Source organism: Cedecea neteri (genome assembly GCF_000757825.1).
GTDB lineage: Bacteria > Pseudomonadota > Gammaproteobacteria > Enterobacterales > Enterobacteriaceae > Cedecea > Cedecea selenatireducens.
Genome location: NZ_CP009451.1, coordinates 3,945,903 through 3,965,005, shown reverse-complemented (window position 1 = coordinate 3,965,005; position 19,103 = coordinate 3,945,903). Strand labels below are relative to the sequence as shown.

20 protein-coding genes and 1 other RNA gene are annotated in these 19,103 nt (G+C 55.5%); 8 read left to right on the top strand and 13 right to left on the bottom strand.

The annotated features are described in order from the left end of the window. Positions 1-161 precede the first annotated feature (161 nt). Positions 162-295, top strand: a non-coding RNA gene (locus tag JT31_RS23295) — RtT sRNA. Positions 296-426: 131 nt separating this feature from the next. After that, positions 427-792 (top strand): FlxA-like family protein, encoded by a 366-nt coding sequence (locus JT31_RS18325; RefSeq protein WP_038480450.1) that lies wholly within the window; start codon positions 427-429, stop codon positions 790-792. Here JT31_RS18325 and JT31_RS18320 read toward each other — a convergent pair. Continuing rightward, the gene (locus tag JT31_RS18320) at positions 789-1,718 is read right to left on the bottom strand and encodes a LysR family transcriptional regulator (protein WP_038480447.1); all 930 of its coding nucleotides are present in this window, start codon (positions 1,716-1,718) and stop codon (positions 789-791) included. The two genes, JT31_RS18325 and JT31_RS18320, sit on opposite strands and share 4 nt — an antisense overlap. A 90-nt stretch (positions 1,719-1,808) precedes the next feature. On the opposite strand from JT31_RS18320, the gene JT31_RS18315 reads away from it, so the two are divergent. Further along, complete coding sequence (locus tag JT31_RS18315; RefSeq protein ID WP_038480444.1) at positions 1,809-2,804, top strand: bile acid:sodium symporter family protein; 996 nt, start codon at positions 1,809-1,811, stop codon at positions 2,802-2,804. Here JT31_RS18315 and JT31_RS18310 read toward each other — a convergent pair. The 3 genes from JT31_RS18310 to zipA form a co-directional block, all read right to left on the bottom strand. Beyond that, complete coding sequence (locus tag JT31_RS18310) at positions 2,801-3,016, bottom strand: DUF3820 family protein (RefSeq protein ID WP_038480441.1); 216 nt, start codon at positions 3,014-3,016, stop codon at positions 2,801-2,803. The two genes, JT31_RS18315 and JT31_RS18310, sit on opposite strands and share 4 nt — an antisense overlap. Continuing rightward, a complete protein-coding gene (ligA, locus tag JT31_RS18305; RefSeq protein ID WP_038480438.1) occupies positions 3,017-5,035 on the bottom strand; it encodes an NAD-dependent DNA ligase LigA in 2,019 nt (672 codons plus the stop codon). It abuts the gene before it with no gap. A gap of 66 nt (positions 5,036-5,101) precedes the next feature. Beyond that, positions 5,102-6,067 (bottom strand): cell division protein ZipA, encoded by a 966-nt coding sequence (gene zipA, locus JT31_RS18300; RefSeq protein WP_038480435.1) that lies wholly within the window; start codon positions 6,065-6,067, stop codon positions 5,102-5,104. 232 nt (positions 6,068-6,299) lie between these two features. On the opposite strand from zipA, the gene cysZ reads away from it, so the two are divergent. The 5 genes from cysZ to crr all read left to right on the top strand — a co-directional run bounded on the left by cysZ (position 6,300) and on the right by crr (position 11,143). Then, entirely contained in the window at positions 6,300-7,061 is a 762-nt protein-coding gene (gene cysZ / locus JT31_RS18295) for a sulfate transporter CysZ (RefSeq protein ID WP_038480432.1), read from the top strand. Positions 7,062-7,222: 161 nt separating this feature from the next. Further along, entirely contained in the window at positions 7,223-8,194 is a 972-nt protein-coding gene (gene cysK / locus JT31_RS18290; protein ID WP_038480429.1) for a cysteine synthase A, read from the top strand. Between the two features lie 372 nt (positions 8,195-8,566). After that, positions 8,567-8,824, top strand: coding sequence for a phosphocarrier protein Hpr (ptsH, locus tag JT31_RS18285; RefSeq protein WP_002913505.1), 258 nt, complete (start codon positions 8,567-8,569; stop codon positions 8,822-8,824). Positions 8,825-8,868: 44 nt separating this feature from the next. Further along, entirely contained in the window at positions 8,869-10,596 is a 1,728-nt protein-coding gene (gene ptsI, locus JT31_RS18280; RefSeq protein ID WP_038480424.1) for a phosphoenolpyruvate-protein phosphotransferase PtsI, read from the top strand. A gap of 43 nt (positions 10,597-10,639) precedes the next feature. Continuing rightward, a complete protein-coding gene (crr, locus tag JT31_RS18275; protein WP_008459580.1) occupies positions 10,640-11,143 on the top strand; it encodes a PTS glucose transporter subunit IIA in 504 nt (167 codons plus the stop codon). Between the two features lie 51 nt (positions 11,144-11,194). Here crr and pdxK read toward each other — a convergent pair whose 3' ends face one another. The 9 genes from pdxK to JT31_RS18230 form a co-directional block, all read right to left on the bottom strand. After that, the gene (gene pdxK, locus JT31_RS18270; RefSeq protein WP_038480422.1) at positions 11,195-12,046 is read right to left on the bottom strand and encodes a pyridoxine/pyridoxal/pyridoxamine kinase; all 852 of its coding nucleotides are present in this window, start codon (positions 12,044-12,046) and stop codon (positions 11,195-11,197) included. 19 nt (positions 12,047-12,065) lie between these two features. Next, complete coding sequence (cysM, locus tag JT31_RS18265) at positions 12,066-12,977, bottom strand: cysteine synthase CysM (RefSeq protein ID WP_038483286.1); 912 nt, start codon at positions 12,975-12,977, stop codon at positions 12,066-12,068. A gap of 71 nt (positions 12,978-13,048) precedes the next feature. Then, positions 13,049-14,134, bottom strand: coding sequence for a sulfate/thiosulfate ABC transporter ATP-binding protein CysA (gene cysA / locus JT31_RS18260; protein WP_038480420.1), 1,086 nt, complete (start codon positions 14,132-14,134; stop codon positions 13,049-13,051). Beyond that, positions 14,124-14,999, bottom strand: a complete 876-nt coding sequence (cysW, locus tag JT31_RS18255; RefSeq protein ID WP_038480417.1) for a sulfate/thiosulfate ABC transporter permease CysW — start codon at positions 14,997-14,999, stop codon at positions 14,124-14,126. The genes cysA and cysW overlap by 11 nt, the downstream gene beginning before the upstream one ends. Next, a complete protein-coding gene (gene cysT, locus JT31_RS18250) occupies positions 14,999-15,832 on the bottom strand; it encodes a sulfate/thiosulfate ABC transporter permease CysT (protein WP_038480414.1) in 834 nt (277 codons plus the stop codon). Before cysT ends, cysW begins: the two co-directional genes overlap by 1 nt. Further along, entirely contained in the window at positions 15,832-16,848 is a 1,017-nt protein-coding gene (locus tag JT31_RS18245; protein ID WP_038480411.1) for a sulfate ABC transporter substrate-binding protein, read from the bottom strand. Before JT31_RS18245 ends, cysT begins: the two co-directional genes overlap by 1 nt. A 157-nt stretch (positions 16,849-17,005) precedes the next feature. After that, on the bottom strand, positions 17,006-17,905 hold the full coding sequence (locus JT31_RS18240) for a Dyp-type peroxidase (RefSeq protein WP_038480408.1): 900 nt from the start codon (positions 17,903-17,905) through the stop codon (positions 17,006-17,008). 119 nt (positions 17,906-18,024) lie between these two features. Further along, positions 18,025-18,600: an RpoE-regulated lipoprotein gene (locus JT31_RS18235; protein ID WP_038480405.1), complete on the bottom strand. Its 576-nt coding sequence runs from the start codon at positions 18,598-18,600 to the stop codon at positions 18,025-18,027. 64 nt (positions 18,601-18,664) lie between these two features. After that, complete coding sequence (locus JT31_RS18230; RefSeq protein WP_038480403.1) at positions 18,665-19,102, bottom strand: DUF2919 domain-containing protein; 438 nt, start codon at positions 19,100-19,102, stop codon at positions 18,665-18,667. Position 19,103 lies beyond the last annotated feature (1 nt).

Sequence of the window (19,103 nt, the reverse complement as noted above, 5' to 3'; positions counted from 1 at the left end):
AATTCGGCAGGATGAGAACCTGCTGCAGGTTCGACAAAATTGTCGGGAACAATTTTGCATCACCGCTTGCGGTGACCCGAAGGGCGAGTCTCAGGATGAGACGAGTGTATCCTGCACAATCCTCCCACCAATGTAGAAAGGCGCCCTAAAGGCGCCTTTTTGCTATGAGTAATTCGGCAGGATGAGAACCTGCTGCAGGTTCGAGTCGAACGCAGTGAGACAGCGGAGCCGTTTGCGGCGACGGCCCGAAGGGCGAGTCTCAGGATGAGACGAGTGTATCCTGCACAATCCTCCCACCAATGTAGAAAGGCGCCCTAAAGGCGCCTTTTTGCTATCTGCAATACCTTAAAACCCCTTCGTAAAAAATCATCAACTTCCCCGTTGCCGGGCCGATAACTCCCTTACCATTCCATCAAAGGAGTTATGATGACTACAATATCCAGCAATGCGCTTCAGGGCGGTCAATTAACGACCGGCACGGCCACTGGCTCTTCCTCTGCATCCGGTAGCTCGGACAAAAGCACGGCAGCGCAGATTGCCCAAATCAGCAAAAAAATATCTCAGTTGACTGAAAAACTGAAAGAAGTTTCCAGCACTGCGGATCGCCCTGCCGCAGAGAAGAAAAAACAAGTCGAGATCCTTCAGGCCGAGATCAAAATGCTGCAGGCCCAGCTGGCCCAGCTCCAGCGCAAACAGGCTGAAGAAGCCCAGCAGAAACAAGAACAGCAGCAAATAAAAGCGACCGGCGTGAATAAACCTTCCGACGACCACCAGATTGATATTTATATCTAGTCGTCAATAAATAGCGGATCGCCCCTACGGGCCAGGGTTAACAGCCTGGCCTGCTCCCGCACTTCCTGCCAGATAGCTTCCGCCGCCCGTGAAAGCGAACGATTTTTCCGCCTGACCAGCATCAGCTGTCGGTTTACCACCGGCGTTAATCGCTTAACCATCAGCGGCCTTCCCTGGGGCAGCGGCAACGCCAGCGCAGGCAAAACGCTTAAGCCAATACCGGCTTCGACCATCGGGTAAAGCGTGGTCGGGTGGCCGATTTGCTGGACAACATTCACCGCTATCCCCTGGCGGATAAAAGCCTCATCAATCAACGGGCGGCTGCCGGAAGCATAATCCTGCAGCACCATGTTTTGCCCCTGCAGCGCCTGCCATTCCACCCGCTCACTTTTTGCAAAAGGATGATCGCTGCGGCACAGCAGGAGAAAAGGTTCAGACAGCACTGTTTCACACTCCAAATCGCTCGCCTGCACGGGATCGATAACCACGCCAAAATCAACCTCACCCTGACGAATGCTCTGCAGCACCCACTGCTGGGAGGCGTCATGAAGAACAAAACGAATATTCGGGTAGGCCTCTGCGCTGGCGGCAATAGACTGCGGCATAAGGTGGGCGGATAACGTCTGGCTGGCGGCCACGCGGACCGTGCCGCTAAGCTGATGCCCCACCACGCGAGCGTCTAGCAGCGTGGTGGTTAACTCCTCCAGCAAGCGCTCCAGACGCGGAGCCAGCTGCTCGCCCGCCGGCGTTAACACCACTTCCCGTGTCGTGCGATCGAGCAGCTTAACCCCTAGCTCGGCCTCCAGCTCCTTCAGGGTGTGGCTCACGGCGGACTGGCTGAGGCCAATGCTTTCCCCTGCCCGGCTAAAGCTGCCGGCATGGGCTACGGCGACAAACACGCGGAGCTGACGCAGGGAATAATTCATCTAATTTCTTCATCAATGCATTCAATAAATCAATTTTATTTCTGAAACCAGCGGAAACACAATAGCGCCATTCACCTTTGAGGAATGGCTATGAAAATGTTGCGAATTGTCGACCCTTTTACCTTAACGCTGGTTTGTACCGTGCTGCTGGCCTCTTTCTTCCCGGCGGAGGGAAGCTTTGTGGGTTTCTTTGAGGGGCTGACCACGGCCGCTATCGCCCTGCTGTTTTTTATGCACGGCGCCAAACTTTCCCGCGAGGCGGTGATTTCCGGCAGCAGCCACTGGCGGCTGCATCTGTGGGTAATGTGCAGCACGTTCGTTCTGTTCCCGGTACTTGGCGTGCTGTTTAGCTGGTGGAAGCCGGTCAACGTCAGCCCTGAGCTGTACAGCGGCTTCCTCTACCTGTGCATTTTGCCCGCCACGGTGCAGTCGGCCATTGCTTTTACCTCCATTGCCGGGGGCAATGTGGCAGCGGCTATTTGCTCCGCCTCTGCGTCTAGCCTGCTGGGTATTTTCCTCTCGCCTTTGCTGGTCGGCCTGGTGATGCACGTTCAGGGCGCAAGCGGCAGCCTGCACCAGGTGGGCAGCATTATGCTGCAGCTGCTGGTGCCGTTTGTGGCCGGGCATCTGATGCGGCCGTGGATTGGCGCATGGGTGGCGAAGAACAAGAAATGGATCGGCAAAACCGACCAGACATCAATTCTTCTGGTGGTCTATTCGGCCTTTAGTGAAGCCGTCACGCACGGTATCTGGCATAAGGTCGGGGCGGGTTCGCTGCTGTTTATCGTCGTCTCCAGCATCGTGCTGCTGGCGATTGTGATGACGGTGAATATTTTTGTCGCGCGGCGCTTTGGCTTTAGCAAAGCGGATGAGATTACCATCGTGTTTTGTGGATCGAAAAAGAGCCTGGCGAACGGTATTCCGATGGCCAACATTCTGTTTCCGGTTGCCGCCGTGGGAATGATGGTGCTGCCGCTAATGATTTTCCACCAGATCCAGCTGATGGTGTGCGCCGGTATGGCCCGACGTTACCAAAGAAAAGCGGCTGCAGCCGGTGAAAAGCAGACTGCAGCCGTCAGAACCTAGTGCCGCTTGAGGGGCCGGACCAGGTTGTCCAGCCCTTCAACTTTGATAAGCAGCGTCAGGGCCATTAACTCACCGAGATGGCCCTGCGGAAACTCCCCTTTGCGGGAAAACCACAGCAGATACTCTTCCGGTACATCAATCAGCATCCGGCCTTTGTATTTGCCAAACGGCATTGCCGTATTGGCTATCTCAATGAGCTGTTCTTTGTCCATTTAGTCACCCAACAGACGAATCATTTCCGCTTCGTCGATAACCTGAATGCCCAGCTCCTGCGCCTTGACAAGCTTGGAACCGGCCGCTTCACCGGCGATAACCAGGTCAGTTTTTTTCGACACGCTGCCCGCCACTTTTGCCCCCAGCGCCGTCAGCCTGTCTTTGGCTTCATCACGGGAGAGAATGCTCAGCGAACCGGTCAGCACTACGGTTTTTCCGGCAAACGGGCTATCAATCTCTTCGGCTTTGACCACCACGGGATCCGGCCAGCGAACGCCCGCCTCTTCTCTCAGCTGACGAATAACCTCCCGGTTACTCTCCTCCGCAAAGAAGTTAAAGGTGTGCGTGGCGACCACAATGCCGACGTCCGGCACTTTTTGCAGATCGTCGATGCTGGCCGCCGCCAGTGCATCCAGGGTGCCAAAATGCGCAGCCAGCCCTGCGGCGGTAGCCTCCCCGACTTCACGAATGCCTAAGGCATACAGGAAGCGTGCAAAGGTCGTTTCTTTGGCTTTTTCCAGTGCATCCACCGTATTCTGCGCGGACTTAGGCCCCATGCGATCCAGCCCGGTCAGCTTGCCCGCCGTCAGCTTAAACAGGTCGGCAGGCGTGTGGACGTACTCTTTTTCCACCAGCTGATCGATGATTTTGTCGCCCATGCCGTCAACGTCCAGCGCCCGGCGAGAAACAAAGTGCTTGAGGGCTTCTTTACGCTGAGCACCGCAGATAAGGCCGCCGGTACAGCGCGTCACCGCTTCGCCTTCTACGCGCTCAACGTCTGAGCCACAGACAGGGCAGTGCGTTGGGAAAATGATTTCCTGAGTATCTTCAGGACGTTCTGACTCAACCACGCCCACAACCTGCGGAATAACGTCGCCAGCGCGGCGGATAACAACCCTGTCACCAATGCGCAGGCCAAGCCGCTCGATTTCATCTGCGTTGTGCAGCGTGGCGTTGCTGACCAGCACCCCGGCAACCTGCACCGGCTCCAGACGAGCCACCGGCGTAATCGCGCCGGTACGCCCTACCTGGAATTCCACGTCACGCACGGTGGTCATCTGTTCCTGTGCAGGGAATTTAAAGGCCACGGCCCAGCGAGGTGCTCTCGCCACAAAGCCCAGCGTTTCCTGCAGCGCAAGCGAGTCAACTTTGATGACCACGCCGTCAATATCAAAGCCCAGCGTGGGGCGATCGGCCTCTACCTGATGGTAAAACGCCAGCACTTCTTCAGGCGTACTGCACAGACGGATGCGGTCGCTGACCGGTAAGCCCCAGGCTTTAAACTGCTGTAAACGAGCCATGTGGCTTGCCGGAAGCTCACCGCCTTCCAGCAGGCCTACGCCGTAGCAGAAGAAGGTCAGCGGGCGTTTAGCGGTGATTCGCGGATCCAGCTGGCGCAAGGAACCGGCAGCGGCATTGCGCGGGTTGGCAAAGACTTTCCCACCGGTGCGGCGAGCTTCTTCGTTAATTTTCTCAAACCCGGCCTGCGGCAGAAACACTTCGCCGCGGACCTCGACACGGCGAGGAATATTCTCTCCCGTCAGCTTGAGAGGGATCGCGCGGATGGTACGAACGTTTGCGGTAATATTTTCGCCTGTAGTGCCGTCGCCACGCGTTGCGGCCCGCACCAGAACACCGTCCTCATACAGCAGGCTTACCGCCAGCCCGTCGAGCTTCAGCTCACAGCAAAACGTCAGGGCATCGGTGCTTTTCAGCCTGTCCTGCACGCGCTTGTTAAACGCCAGGTAGCTTGCTTCGTCGAAGACGTTATCCAGCGACAGCATCGGAACTTCGTGACGTACCTGGGTAAACTCACTGAGCGGCGCCGCGCCGACGCGCTGGGTCGGGGAATCCTGGGTAATCAGCTCCGGATGAGCCTCTTCAAGCTCGCGCAGTTCGCGCATCAGCCTGTCGTATTCGGCATCCGGAATTTCGGGATTATCCTGCACATGGTACAGATATTCATGATGGCGAAGCGTGGTTCGCAGGTGGTTGAGTTGTTGTTCGATTGAGTCCATATCGCACCATCAATGATAAAAAACCCCCGACAGGCGGGGGTTCAGGAGGAAGATTCAGGCCAGGGTTCAGCCGTTGGCTTCAAGAACCTCGCGGATCCTGTCCTGATACTCGCGCAGCTTTTGCGGAGTCATCATGCGACGCTGATCGTCCATCACCACGCCGCCGACTTCATCGGCGATGTGCTGCGCAGACTGCAGCATCAGCTTAAAGTTTTGCACTGCATCACCGTAGGACGGAACCTGCATAAAGATGGTCACGCCTGGGGTGGCGAAATCAGCCATGTTCTCAGGGTCAAAAGAGCCTGGTTTGACCATGTTCGCAAGGCTAAACAGAACCGGGCCGCTGCCGTCCGGGCTAAGGTGGCGATGGAAGATATTCATCTCACCAAATTTGAATCCAGCCTGCTGAATGCTGTTTAACAACAGCTCGCCGTTGAGCATAGTCCCGGCGTGGGCGGCCACGTTCATCACGATCACCGTCTCTTTCTTCACCGGTGCAGGCTGAGGTGCCGGTTCGGCAACAACAGGTTCTGGCGTTGGCTCAGGTTCAGCGGTGAACGGCTGTGGCGCAGGCTGAACTGGCACAACAGGCTGTTCAGGCACAGGTGCAGCCGGAGCAGGTACCGGAGGCGCTACAGGGCGCACAGGTTCAACGTATTGAGGAGCGGGTTCAACGTGGCGCGGAGCAACAGGCTCAGGCTGACGTGGCGGTGCAGCAGGACGAGGTTCTGCTGACGCGTACGGCGGCTCGTAGTTGTGCTGAGGTGCCTGAGGCTGACGCGGCGCACTTGCTTCGCGCGAGACGGACTCCGGCGCAGGGGCAGTACGACGCACTCGCACCTCACCGACGCCTTCCTCTTCTTCATCGTCCTCTTCTTCGTAATCGTCACGCTTCGACTTCATACGTTTCAATGGGCGATCGCGGAACACGGAAGAGCGTTCCTTACGACTGGTCCACAGACCGTGTACCAGTAAGGCTATTATGGCGATTGCGCCAACAATGATTAATATCAGACGCAAATCCTGCATCATTATATTCTCTGTTGTTCTAACACCTTGCCACCGCGGCAAACATTTACTCACTAAGAGTATTTGCCCATCTGCCCAAGTGCAAGTGCGAGCACGGTTTTCTCACCATAAAGATAGCTCAAAGGCACCTTTTCGCTGTTTTTTCGAACAATTCCTGGTGAGTTTTTCTGAATGCAGTCAGTTATGATAGCCACGCAGCTAACTGCATCGACCTTATAAGGAGTCTGCACAGATTATGGTTTCATCTTCCGGAGCCGCACCGCGCAGTGGCGTTTATTATTTTTCCCAGGGCTGGAAACTGGTCCGCGAACCCGGCATCAAGCGCTTCGTGCTGCTGCCGCTGCTGGTCAATATTATTTTGATGGGCGGCGCTTTCTGGTGGTTATTTACCCGGCTTGATGTCTGGATCCCGGCCATGATGAGCCACGTGCCGGGCTGGATGCAGTGGTTAAGCTACGTGCTCTGGCCGCTGGTAACGCTCTCCGTGCTGCTGGTATTTGGTTACTTCTTTTCGACTATCGCAAACATCATCGCCGCCCCGTTTAGCGGGTTGCTGGCGGAGCAGCTTGAAGCCAGACTTACGGGCGCAACGCCGCCGGATACGGGCGTGCTGGGCATCATGAAGGATCTGCCGCGCATCATGAAGCGTGAATGGCAAAAGCTGGCGTGGTATTTGCCGCGCGCGATAGTCCTGCTGCTGCTCTACTTTATCCCAGGTATCGGCCAGACCGTCGCCCCGGTGCTGTGGTTCCTGTTCAGCGCCTGGATGCTGGTCATCCAGTATTGCGATTACCCGTTCGATAACCACAAGGTACCGTTTAAGCAAATGCGGGTGGCGCTTCGCGAGAAAAAGGTCGTCAACATGCAGTTTGGCGCGCTGGTAAGCCTGTTCACCCTGATCCCTGTCCTGAATCTTTTTATCATGCCGGTTGCCGTATGCGGCGCGACGGCAATGTGGGTGGACTGCTACCGGGCAAAACACGCCATGTGGAAATAACCACCCTTCGGAAGGGGAAGCCGCTTATGCCATTGCTTATTCCATGTTGCATTGGCTTATTCCCCTTCCACCTATAGATATGCTATTTCCTTACTTCCGCATATTTCCTGAGCGGGTATGCTGGACCGGTATCCCAAAATTCAGACAGTTAAGGACGAGCCATGAGCAAAATTTATGAAGACAACTCCCTGACAATCGGCCACACGCCGCTGGTTCGCCTGAACCGTATCGGCAACGGACGCATTCTGGCTAAGGTGGAGTCCCGTAACCCAAGCTTTAGCGTTAAATGCCGTATTGGCGCCAACATGATTTGGGATGCCGAAAAACGCGGCGTGCTGAAACCAGGCGTGGAGTTAGTTGAACCGACCAGTGGCAACACCGGTATCGCTCTGGCCTACGTCGCGGCAGCGCGTGGTTATAAACTGACGCTAACCATGCCGGAAACCATGAGCATTGAGCGCCGCAAATTGCTAAAAGCCCTGGGCGCAAACCTGGTGCTGACGGAAGGCGCGAAAGGCATGAAGGGCGCTATCCAGAAGGCCGAGGAAATCGTGGCCAGCGATCCGGCTAAATACCTGCTGCTGCAGCAGTTCAGCAACCCGGCTAACCCAGAAATTCATGAAAAAACCACCGGCCCGGAAATCTGGGAAGATACCGATGGTGAAGTGGACATGTTTATTGCAGGTGTAGGTACCGGCGGTACGCTGACCGGCGTCAGCCGCTACATCAAAAACACCAAAGGCAAAACCTCGCTGATTAGCGTGGCGGTAGAGCCAACGGATTCTCCGGTGATTACTCAGGCGCTGGCCGGTGAAGAGCTGAAGCCGGGCCCACACAAAATACAGGGTATCGGCGCGGGTTTTATCCCCGGTAACCTGGACCTTAAGCTTATCGATAAAGTCGTTACCATCAGCAATGACGATGCTATTTCTACCGCTCGCCGCCTGATGGACGAAGAAGGTATTCTGGCCGGTATTTCTTCCGGCGCCGCCGTTGCCGCTGCGCTGAAACTTCAGGAAGACGAAGCCTTTACCAACAAGAATATTGTGGTTATCCTTCCGTCCTCCGGGGAGCGCTATTTGAGTACTGCTTTGTTTGCCGATCTGTTCACTGAGAAAGAACTGCAACAGTAATGCCAGTATTTGATATATGCTTAAAAAAGCACCCGCGAGGGTGCTTTTTTGTGGCATACATCAAACTTTCACCCTCATCGGCATTGCGCTTACCCCCGCAGGTCTGGTATTTAACCAGCAATTATTTTGATGCGCGAAATTAATCAAGCTGTGAGTCAGGTCTGCTGAATCGATTTAACGATTTGGTGCATATTCGCTTTTCACGGCATAATGGTTATGAATCGGCGAAACGCTATTGGCGTCTTTATTCGCGATTCCTATGCATCCAGTGCTTCGTTTCAACAACGGTGGCGCTAACGATACAGGCTAAAGTTTGGCCGCCAGGCTAGACTTTAGTTCCACAACACTAAACCTATAAGTTGGGGAAATACAATGTTCCAGCAAGAAGTAACTATTACCGCTCCGAACGGTCTGCATACCCGCCCTGCTGCTCAGTTTGTTAAAGAAGCTAAAGGCTTCACTTCCGAAATCACCGTGACTTCTAACGGCAAAAGCGCTAGCGCTAAAAGCCTGTTCAAGCTGCAAACTCTGGGCCTGACTCAGGGTACCGTAGTGACCCTCTCCGCCGAAGGCGAAGATGAGCAGAAAGCCGTTGAACATTTAGTAAAACTGATGGCTGAACTCGAGTAAGTTCTGGGTTCTTCGTAAATATCAGTCACAAGTAAGGTAGGGTTATGATTTCAGGCATTTTAGCATCCCCGGGTATCGCTTTCGGCAAAGCACTTTTGCTGAAGGAAGATGAAATTGTCATCGACCGGAAGAAGATTTCTGCCGACAAAGTTGAGCAGGAAGTTGAACGTTTCATTAGCGGGCGCGCCAAAGCATCCGAGCAGTTAGAAGCGATCAAAATTAAAGCTGGCGAGACCTTCGGTGAAGAAAAGGAAGCTATCTTCGAAGGCCACATTATGTTGCTGGAAGACGAAGAGCTCGAGCAGGAAATCATAGCCCTTATCAAAGACAAGCTGGTCACGGCGGACGCTGCTGCGTACGAAGTGATTGAAGGCCAGGCCACGGCTCTCGAAGAGCTGGATGACGAATACCTGAAAGAGCGCGCGGCCGACGTGCGTGACATCGGTAAGCGTCTGCTGCAGAACATTCTCGGCCTGAACATTATCGATTTAAGCGCCATTAAGGATGAAGTTATCCTGGTTGCTAAAGATCTGACGCCGTCTGAAACCGCACAGCTGAACCTGAAAAAGGTGCTGGGTTTCATCACCGACATCGGCGGACGTACCTCCCACACCTCTATCATGGCCCGCTCCCTTGAGCTGCCAGCGATTGTGGGCACCGGTAGCGTGACCTCCGACGTGAAAAACGACGACTATCTGATCCTCGATGCGGTTAACAACAAAGTTTACGTTAACCCGACCAACGAGCAGATCGAAGAGCTGCGCGCCGTTCAACAGCAGGTTGCCTCTGAAAAAGCAGAGCTGGCCAAGCTGAAGGACCTGCCGGCTATCACCCTTGACGGCCATCAGGTCGAAGTGTGCGCCAACATTGGTACCGTGCGTGATATCGACGGTGCTGAGCGTAACGGCGCAGAAGGTGTAGGTCTGTATCGTACCGAATTCCTGTTCATGGACCGTGACTCACTGCCGACCGAAGAAGAGCAGTTTGCCGCGTACAAAGCCGTGGCTGAAGCCTGTGGCTCTCAGGCGGTCATCGTCCGCACCATGGACATCGGCGGCGACAAAGAGCTGCCGTACATGAACTTCCCTAAAGAAGAAAACCCGTTCCTGGGCTGGCGTGCAATTCGTATCGCCATGGATCGCAAAGAGATCCTGCGTGACCAGGTTCGTGCCATTCTGCGCGCCTCTGCTTTCGGCAAACTGCGCATCATGTTCCCGATGATCATCTCCGTTGAAGAAGTGCGTGCGCTGAGAAAAGAGATTGAGATCTACAAGCAGGAACTGCGTGACGAAGGGAAAGCATTCGATGAATCTATCGAAATCGGCGTAATGGTTGAAACCCCTGCGGCCGCGACGATTGCTCGTCACCTGGCCAAAGAAGTGGACTTCTTCAGCATCGGCACCAACGATTTAACTCAGTACACCCTGGCAGTTGACCGTGGTAATGATATGATTTCACATCTTTACCAGCCGATGTCACCGTCCGTACTGACTCTGATTAAGCAAGTTATTGATGCTTCTCATGCAGAAGGTAAATGGACCGGTATGTGTGGTGAGCTTGCGGGCGACGAACGTGCTACACTTCTGTTGCTTGGGATGGGCCTGGACGAATTCAGTATGAGCGCCATTTCTATCCCACGTATCAAGAAGATTATTCGTAACACGAACTTCGAAGATGCGAAAGTGTTAGCAGAGCAGGCTCTTGCTCAACCGACAACGGACGAGTTAATGACGCTGGTTAACAAGTTCATTGAAGAAAAAACAATCTGCTAATTCACGAGATGCTGCCCAAATTACTGCTTAGGAGAGAAGGCTAATGGGGTTATTTAGTAAACTGTTCGGTGATAAAGGCAATAGCGACACCGGAACCATTGAGATCGTTGCTCCACTGTCTGGCGAAATCGTTAACATTGAAGACGTGCCTGACGTCGTTTTTGCTGAAAAAATCGTTGGTGATGGTATTGCTATCAAACCAACCGGCAACAAAATGGTTGCACCGGTTGACGGCACCATCGGTAAAATCTTTGAAACCAACCATGCCTTCTCTATCGAATCCGATAGCGGCATTGAGCTGTTCGTTCACTTTGGTATCGACACCGTTGAGCTGAAAGGCGAAGGCTTCAAGCGCATCGCTGAAGAAGGCCAGCGCGTGAAGAAAGGCGACGTGGTTATTGAGTTCGACCTGCCGCTGCTGGAAGAGAAAGCCAAGTCTACCCTGACGCCGGTTGTTATCTCCAACATGGACGAAATCAAAGAGCTGATCAAACTGACTGGTAGCGTAACCGTTGGCGAAACCCCGGTTATCCGCATCAAGAAGTAAGATTCAAGCAGAGAAAAGGCACCTCAGGGTGCCTTTTTTATTGGCAGCCGTTTAGCGCGGAAGAATCAGCTCATCTGAGCGCTGAGCCTGGGTCCAGGCCATCACTTCAAACACCCTGTGCGCCGCCTCACCTGCCGCCACCGCAACCCGCTTCCCTTCCAGAATACGGCTGACCAGCTCGGCACAGAACAAATCCCCGGTTCCCTTCAGGTCGGTTACCACACGCTCATGGCTGGTCACATCTACCGCATCGGCGGTCACAGTCACCACGGAAATCGTATCAGCGCTATTCCCCGGCGCACTGGTAATCACCACCCAGCGCAGCGTGTCAGACAGCAGGCTTCTGGCAGCAATCACCGCCAGCTCCAGCGTGTCGCACGGCATCCCGGTCAGAATATGTAGCTCAAAAAGATTTGGCGTCAGCCCCTGGGCATACGGCAACAGCTCAGTACGATAAGCGTCGGGAATACCCGGTTTGACGTAAATACCGCTGTCCGTATCACCGATAACCGGATCGACGAGGATCAGCAAATCAGGATGGCTTGCGCGCCTTTCACGCAGCCAGTCCGCCAGCAGATGAATCTGTTCCGCACTGCCCATATAACCGGTCGTCACCGCTTTTAGCTCGCGTAAGGCGTCACGCTCTTCCAGCGCCCGCAGGTAACCGCGGAACCACTCTGCCGGGATCACGCCGCCGTAAAACGTATCGTAATGCGGCGTATTGCTGAACAACACCGTCGGCACCGCCATCACCCGCCAGCCGTGCTGCTGAATCGCCGGTACCGCGATGCTGTTGCCGACGCTGCCGTAAACCACCTGAGACTGTACCGCGACAATATCGGTCTGCAGCGCCCTGCCCGAGTCGTGAAACAGTACCGACTGTATATCGTTATCCTGAGCCATCTTCCCTTCCTCCGGCGCGTCAGATACCCGCACCCTGAACGTAGCTTTCCTCGCCAAACACGCCGGTAGAGAGATAGCGGTCACCCCTGTCGCAGATAATCGCCACTACCACGGCTCCCGGATTTGCTTTCGCCACTCGTAACGCACCGGCCACTGCGCCACCGGAACTTACGCCGCAAAAAATCCCCTCTTCCATCGCCAGGCGGCGCATGGTCTGCTCGGCTTCCGTCTGCGCCATATCGATGACTTCATCCACCAGCGTAGGGTTGAAAATCTTCGGCAGCCACTCTTCAGGCCAACGGCGAATGCCCGGAATACTGCTGCCCTCTTCCGGCTGCAGACCGACGATTGTCACCGGCTTGCTTTGCTCGCGCATAAAGCGGCTGACGCCGGTAATCGTGCCCGTTGTGCCCATGCTGGAAACAAAGTGAGTTATACGCCCTTCGGTCTGACGCCAGATTTCCGGCCCTGTGGTGGCGTAATGCGCCAGCGGGTTATCCGGGTTATTAAACTGGTCGAGAATTTTTCCTTCGCCGCGATCGGCCATCTGCTGGGCCAGCTCGCGCGCGCCTTCCATGCCCTGTGCCTTGCTGACCAGAATCAGCTCTGCACCATAGGCCTGCATCGCCGCCTTGCGTTCCATGCTCATGTTGTCCGGCATCAGCAGCTTCATGCGGTAACCTTTGAGCGCGGCGATCATCGCCAGCGCGATGCCGGTATTGCCGCTGGTCGCTTCAATGAGCGTGTCACCGGGCTTAATGTCCCCGCGCTTTTCCGCCTGAACAATCATCGACAGCGCCGCACGGTCTTTTACCGAGCCAGCGGGGTTATTGCCTTCAAGCTTGACCCAGATTTCGCTGCCGTTGGTCAGCCCGCTGCGCTGCAGTCGAACCAGAGGAGTATTGCCAATTGTGCTTTCTAAAGTGATCACTTGCCTGCCCGCAATAAAAGAAAAAAGCGGCCACATTGGGCCGCCTGTGCGTGTCCTGTCGGGGTAAATTATCAGGCAGACTGCGCCAGGTCTACACCCTGAATACGGTTGACGCCTTCGTACAGGCGAGCGTTTTGTAATCCCACAAACAGGCGCTCGCCGCGCTGCGGGATTTGCTGCTCTTTCAGAACCACCGTGAGCGGTTCGTTGTACCAGCCGAGCGGCTGCACCACCAGCTGCATATAGTGCCCGCGTGGGCTGACTTCCAGCACCTGCACCGGCAGCGGCGAATCAAGATTGGTACGGCGGCTCACGTCTACTTCCCAGGGGCGCAGGAACAGATCGACATCGCCCTGATAGGCCGGCGTGAAGCCCAGCGGCCAGCGGTGTGCACCCACGTGGAACTGGCTTCCACGAATCACGCCCTTCAGGCGATTAACCTCGCCCAGGAACTCCAGCACGAAGCGGGTTGCCGGTTCACGCCAGACGGTTTCAGGGGTATCCACCTGCTCGATATTCCCCTGGCTCATCACCACCACGCGGTCAGCAACTTCCATCGCTTCTTCCTGGTCGTGGGTCACAAACACGCTGGTGAACTTTAATTCTTCATGCAGCTCGCGCAGCCAGCGGCGCAGCTCTTTACGCACCTGAGCATCCAGCGCGCCAAACGGCTCGTCCAGCAGCAGAATCTGTGGCTCAACCGCCAGCGCTCGCGCCAGGGCCACGCGCTGCTTCTGCCCGCCGGAAAGCTGCGCCGGGTAGCGGTCAGCAAGATGGGCAAGCTGCACCATCTCTAATAGCCTGGTGACCTTCTGCTTGATTCCCGCGGCGGAAGGACGCTCGCGACGAGGCAAAACGGTTAAACCAAAGGCAATGTTGTCGAAAACCGACATATGGCGGAACAACGCATAATGCTGAAACACGAAGCCCACTTTACGGTCACGGGCGTGCATGCGGCTCACGTCGGTGCCGTTAAAGCTAATGCGGCCGCTGTTCTGATGCTCCAGCCCGGCAATAATACGCAGCAGCGTGGTTTTACCCGAGCCGGACGGCCCAAGCAGCGCCACCATCTGACCAGAAGGGATATCCAGCGAGATATCGTTCAGCACCTGGGTGCGTCCAAAAGACTTCTTAATATTGGCAATATCAATGCTCATGATTTTCCTCCTGCTTCAGGCGTTTTTCCTGATTATTCAGGCGCCACTGCACTGCACTCTTTAAGAACAACGTCAAAACCGCCATCAGGGTTAACAGCGCGGCGGCGGTAAACGAGCCGACGGTGTTGTAATCCTGTTGCAGCAATTCAATCTGTAACGGCAGCGAGAACGTCTCGCCGCGAATCGAGCCGGACACCACCGACACCGCGCCAAACTCACCGATAGCGCGGGCGTTAGTCAGCACCACGCCATAAAGCAGCGCCCAGCGGATATTGGGCAACGTCACGCGGCGGAACATCTGCCAGCCTGAAGCGCCGAGCAAAATCGCGGCTTCATCTTCCTGGCTGCCCTGGCTTAGCATCACCGGCACCAGCTCACGCACCACAAACGGACAGGTGACGAAGATAGTCACCAGCACCATCCCCGGCCAGGCAAACATAATCTGCAGGTTGTGGGCGTCAAGGAAGCCCGCCAGCGGGCCATTAGAGCCGTAAAACAGCAGGTAAACCAGGCCCGCAACCACCGGGGAAACGGCAAACGGAATATCCAGCAGCGTCAGCAGCAGCTGGCGGCCAGGGAAGTTAAAGCGCGTCACCAGCCAGGCAAGCAGCGTGCCGAACACCAGGTTTACCGGCACGGTAATCAGGGCAATCATCACCGTCAGCCAGATGGCGTGCAGCATGTCCGGGTTAGCGATATTTTGCAGCGCCGGCATCAGCCCTTTGGAAAAGGCCTCCACAAAAATAGACGCGACCGGCACCACCAGAATCAGGAAAGAGACCAGCACGCCGATGGCGATAAGCGCCCATTTCCCCCAGTTAATGCGGGAACGTTTGTAGCTTTTCAAAGCGGTTACGTCCGTCATCAGTGACCTACCACGCGCCGACCAAAGCGACTCTGCAACGTATTAATGGTGAACAGCAGCAGCAGTGACGCCGCCAGAATAACCGAGGCAATAGCGCTGGCTGCCGGGTAATCAAACTCTTGCAGGCGCACGAAGATCATCAGCGAGGTCACCTCGGTCTTCCAGGCGATGTTTCCGGCGATAAAGATAACCGCGCCGAATTCACCCAGGCTGCGGGTGAAGGAGAGCGCCACGCCCGCCATCAGCGCCGGAGACAGCTCAGGCAGCACCACGCGGCGGAAGCTCTGCCAGCGCGTAGCGCCGAGCGTTTCAGCGGCCTCTTCGTATTCTGGCCCCAGCTCTTCCAGCACGGGCTGAACGGTACGCACCACGAACGGAATGCTGGTAAAAGCCATCGCGACGGCAATCCCCAGCCAGGTATAGGTCACTTTGATGCCGAACTGCGCCAGCCACTCGCCGTACCAGCCGTTCACGGAAAACAGCCCTGCGAGGGTTAAACCTGCCACTGCGGTCGGTAATGCAAACGGTAAATCCATCAGCGCATCAAGCAGGCTACGGCCAGGAAACTGGTAACGGGTCAGGATCCACGCCATTAACAGGCCGAATACGCCGTTGAACACCGAAGCCAGCGCGGCGGAAAGCAGCGTGACTTTATAGGCGGCGACCACCTGCGGATTGGTGATAACTTCCCAGTACTGGGACAACGACATTTGTGCCAGCTGCATCACCAACGCGCTCAGCGGCAGCAGCAGGATCAGGCAAACGAACAGCAGGCTGGTGCCGAGGCTAAGCGTAAACCCCGGCAGTACGCGTTTTGAGCGACTGGCAAACATCAACTACGCCCCGCCGCCAACAGCTTGTCCAACTCCCCGCCGGTAGCGAAATGCGTTTTCATCACTTCAGGCCAGCTACCGAACGCATCTTCCACGCGGAACAGCTCGGTCTGCGGGAATTTATCTTTCAGCTTGCCCATTACCTGCGGGTTATTCACGCGGTAGTAGTAATCAGTGATGATGGTCTGAGCCTGCGGGCTGTAGAGATAATTCAGGTAATCCTTCGCCGCTTTTTCGGTGCCGTTGGCCTTCACGTTCTTATCTACCCAGGCAACGGGGAATTCGGCCAGGATGTTCACCTTCGGCACCACGACCTCATAACCGTCTTTGGCGTACTGGTTGCGAATGTTATTCACTTCTGACTCAAAAGAGATAAGCACGTCGCCCAGCCCACGCTCGACGAAGGAAGTCGTCGCGCCGCGGCCGCCGGTATCAAACACTTCGACGTTCTTCAGGAATTGGGTCATGAACTGCTCGGTTTTGGCTTTATCGCCGCCGTCAGCTTTGTCTGCCGCACCCCAGGCCGCCAGATAGGTATATCGGGCGTTCCCGGAAGTTTTAGGATTTGGGAAAATCAGTTTTACGTCCGGGCGCACCAGGTCGCTCCAGTCGTGGATGTTCTTCGGGTTGCCCTTGCGCACCAGGAAAGCCATGGTGGAGTAGAAAGGCGAGCTGTTGTTCCCCAGACGGCTTTGCCAGTCAGCCGGGATCAGGTTGCCTTTATCGTGCAGGATCTGCACATCGGTCACCTGGTTATAAGTTACAACGTCGGCTTTTAAGCCCTGCAAAATCGCCAGCGCCTGTTTTGATGACCCGGCATGAGATTGTTTTATCGTCAGCTTATCGCCGTTATTTTCCTGCGCCCACTGTTTCTCAAACGGCGGGTTTAGCGCGGCAAAAAGCTCACGCGACACATCATAAGAGCTATTCAGCAGCTCTGTTGCATGGGCAGAGCCTGCCAGCAGCAAAGAGACAGCGAGCGCGTTCCATACTTTTTTGACTGACCTGATTGCCATGCTTCGCCCTTATAAATGTGATGATAGTCATGATTAACTGACGTTCAGTGTATTTATAACGAGCGATAAAGCTGTAACGCTTTTATATACCGTTTGGCGATTTACAAGAAGAAAGGGATATAAGAAAGCGGCGTAGCAAACGCTACGCCGGAGGGGATTACAGGCTCAGTAATTTATCGAGCGAAGGCGCGAAGTAGTAGCCGCCGGTGACCGGCTTAGTGAAGCGCAGCATACCGTCGCGCTTGCCGTCTGTGTCGCCGAACATGCTCAGCAGCTGCTGCTCAATGTTATGCAGACGCGCGCAATAGGCGATGAAATAGAGGCCGTGCACGCCGCTGGCGGTGCCGTAAGGCAGGCTCTGGCGCACAATCTTCAATCCTTTGCCGTCTTCTTTCAGATCGACGCGGCTCAGGTGAGAAGTGGCCGGACGCGCGTCGCCGTCGATCTCTTCGTTTTCCTGTTTGGTGCGGCCAAAGATCATCTCCTGGTCGTGGACGCTCAGGCGATTAAGCTGCTTCAGGTTATGTTCCCAACGCTGCACCAGCACGTAGCTGCCGCCGGCATCCACGCCTTCGTTGATAACGGCAACCAGGCGGCGATTTTCTTCACCTTTTGGGTTTTCGGTTCCGTCCACAAAGCCGCTCAGATCGCGCTCTTCCACCCAGCGGAAGCCGTGAATCTCTTCTTCAATTTTCAGCGCATCGCCGAACGCGGCCAGCGCGGCCTGAGCCACGGAGAAGTTCACGTCATGGCGCAGAGAAAGAATGTGGATCATCACATCATGCTGGGTAGCTGGCGCCAGGCCTTTGCCCAATGGCGTAAAGTTTTTCAGCTCTGCGGCACCTTCGCCTTTGCTGAGGTCACGCCACAGATCGTGCCCGAAACCGATGGTGGCCCCGAGCATTGCGTCAGGGAATTTTTCCTGGAAAGCATTCAGCGCATCAATAAAGGTTTTGCACCCTGCGCTCAGCGCGCTGAAGTCGCCCTGGACAGAAGCTTCCAGCCAAACGGCGGCACGACAATGTTCCGGCAGAATGCCGCTTTGAACCCGAGACATGATTCCTCCTGAAAAAATGCCACCGTCTGGTGGCACATAAATATGATGCCACCAGACGGTGGCATTTATCGGGCTATTTTAACCTGATTCATTCACGCCGACTTGCGGCGGCGCAAATTTTATCGACGCCAGATAATTTTGTTAAGCGTCCATTTCTTCAGCGTATCATCCGACGGCATTAACCCTTCCGGCCCGTGCCACTCGCCCTTAAACAGGTAGCTAATATGCTGGCTGTTCGGTGCCTGACAGATAACCCCTTCCGCATCGTCGCCGGTGCCCTTTTCGCAGGCCCCGAACGCTTTGTCATAAAGGTCGCTGAAAGGCGTGCCAATTTTTACGCCGCTGGCGGTTTTAACGTCCTCATCCATGACATCAACCTGACTGACGCTGCCTTTTTCGCCGTTCACCACCAGCTTGACGTCTTTGTCTTTCATCGCCTCAAAGTAACGCACGATGGTGCCATTTTCGGTTTTCATGCCGCTGCGCAGGCGATAGTTATCGTTTAATCCCTCGCTCACGGCCTTCTCATCCATCGCGGTAGCGGAGGTCAGTTTGCCCACGCCCTGCTCGCTCACTTCAACGGAAGATCCAAACCAGTTCCACGGATAAGCGGACGACCAGTTAACGGCAGACAGCGTGGAACAGCCGCTCAGAACCAGCGGCAGGCCTAACAGCATCAGGCGCAGAGATTTCATTGATGATTCCTTTTCAAAAAATGGTAATGGCCTTTGGAGTCCGGGGAAGGTAAAAAGTGCCGCCTTAATCGTTTTTCAGGGCAAAGTAATCCCGCAGCCGGCGGTTAGCCAGCAGCCACCAGAGCGCAAAAAGATCGGCCGCCAGCAAAACAATTGTGGTGCCGGTCAGCGCTTCGTCCCCGGCCAGTAACGCAAGCTGCCATACCAGCAGCCCAACCTGAGCGGCGACCAGCAGCCAGCGGAACGCCCGCCAGAATCCCGGCCACAGGTGGCGTCGCCCGCTGAGCATAAAGGCCAAAGCGGCAGGAATGCCGGGGATCAGCCCCAGCCAGAAATTATCTCGATCGGGATAAAACAGGCCCAGTAGCGCGTCGCCCTGTTGACGAGAAGCCCCGGCAAGCACCAGCAAAACCCAGGTACGGGCCTGTAATAACAACACCGCCCAGAACAGCAGCGGTGCTTTTAGGTTGCCTTGTGAGTCGTAATCAGCAGGCGGATACATG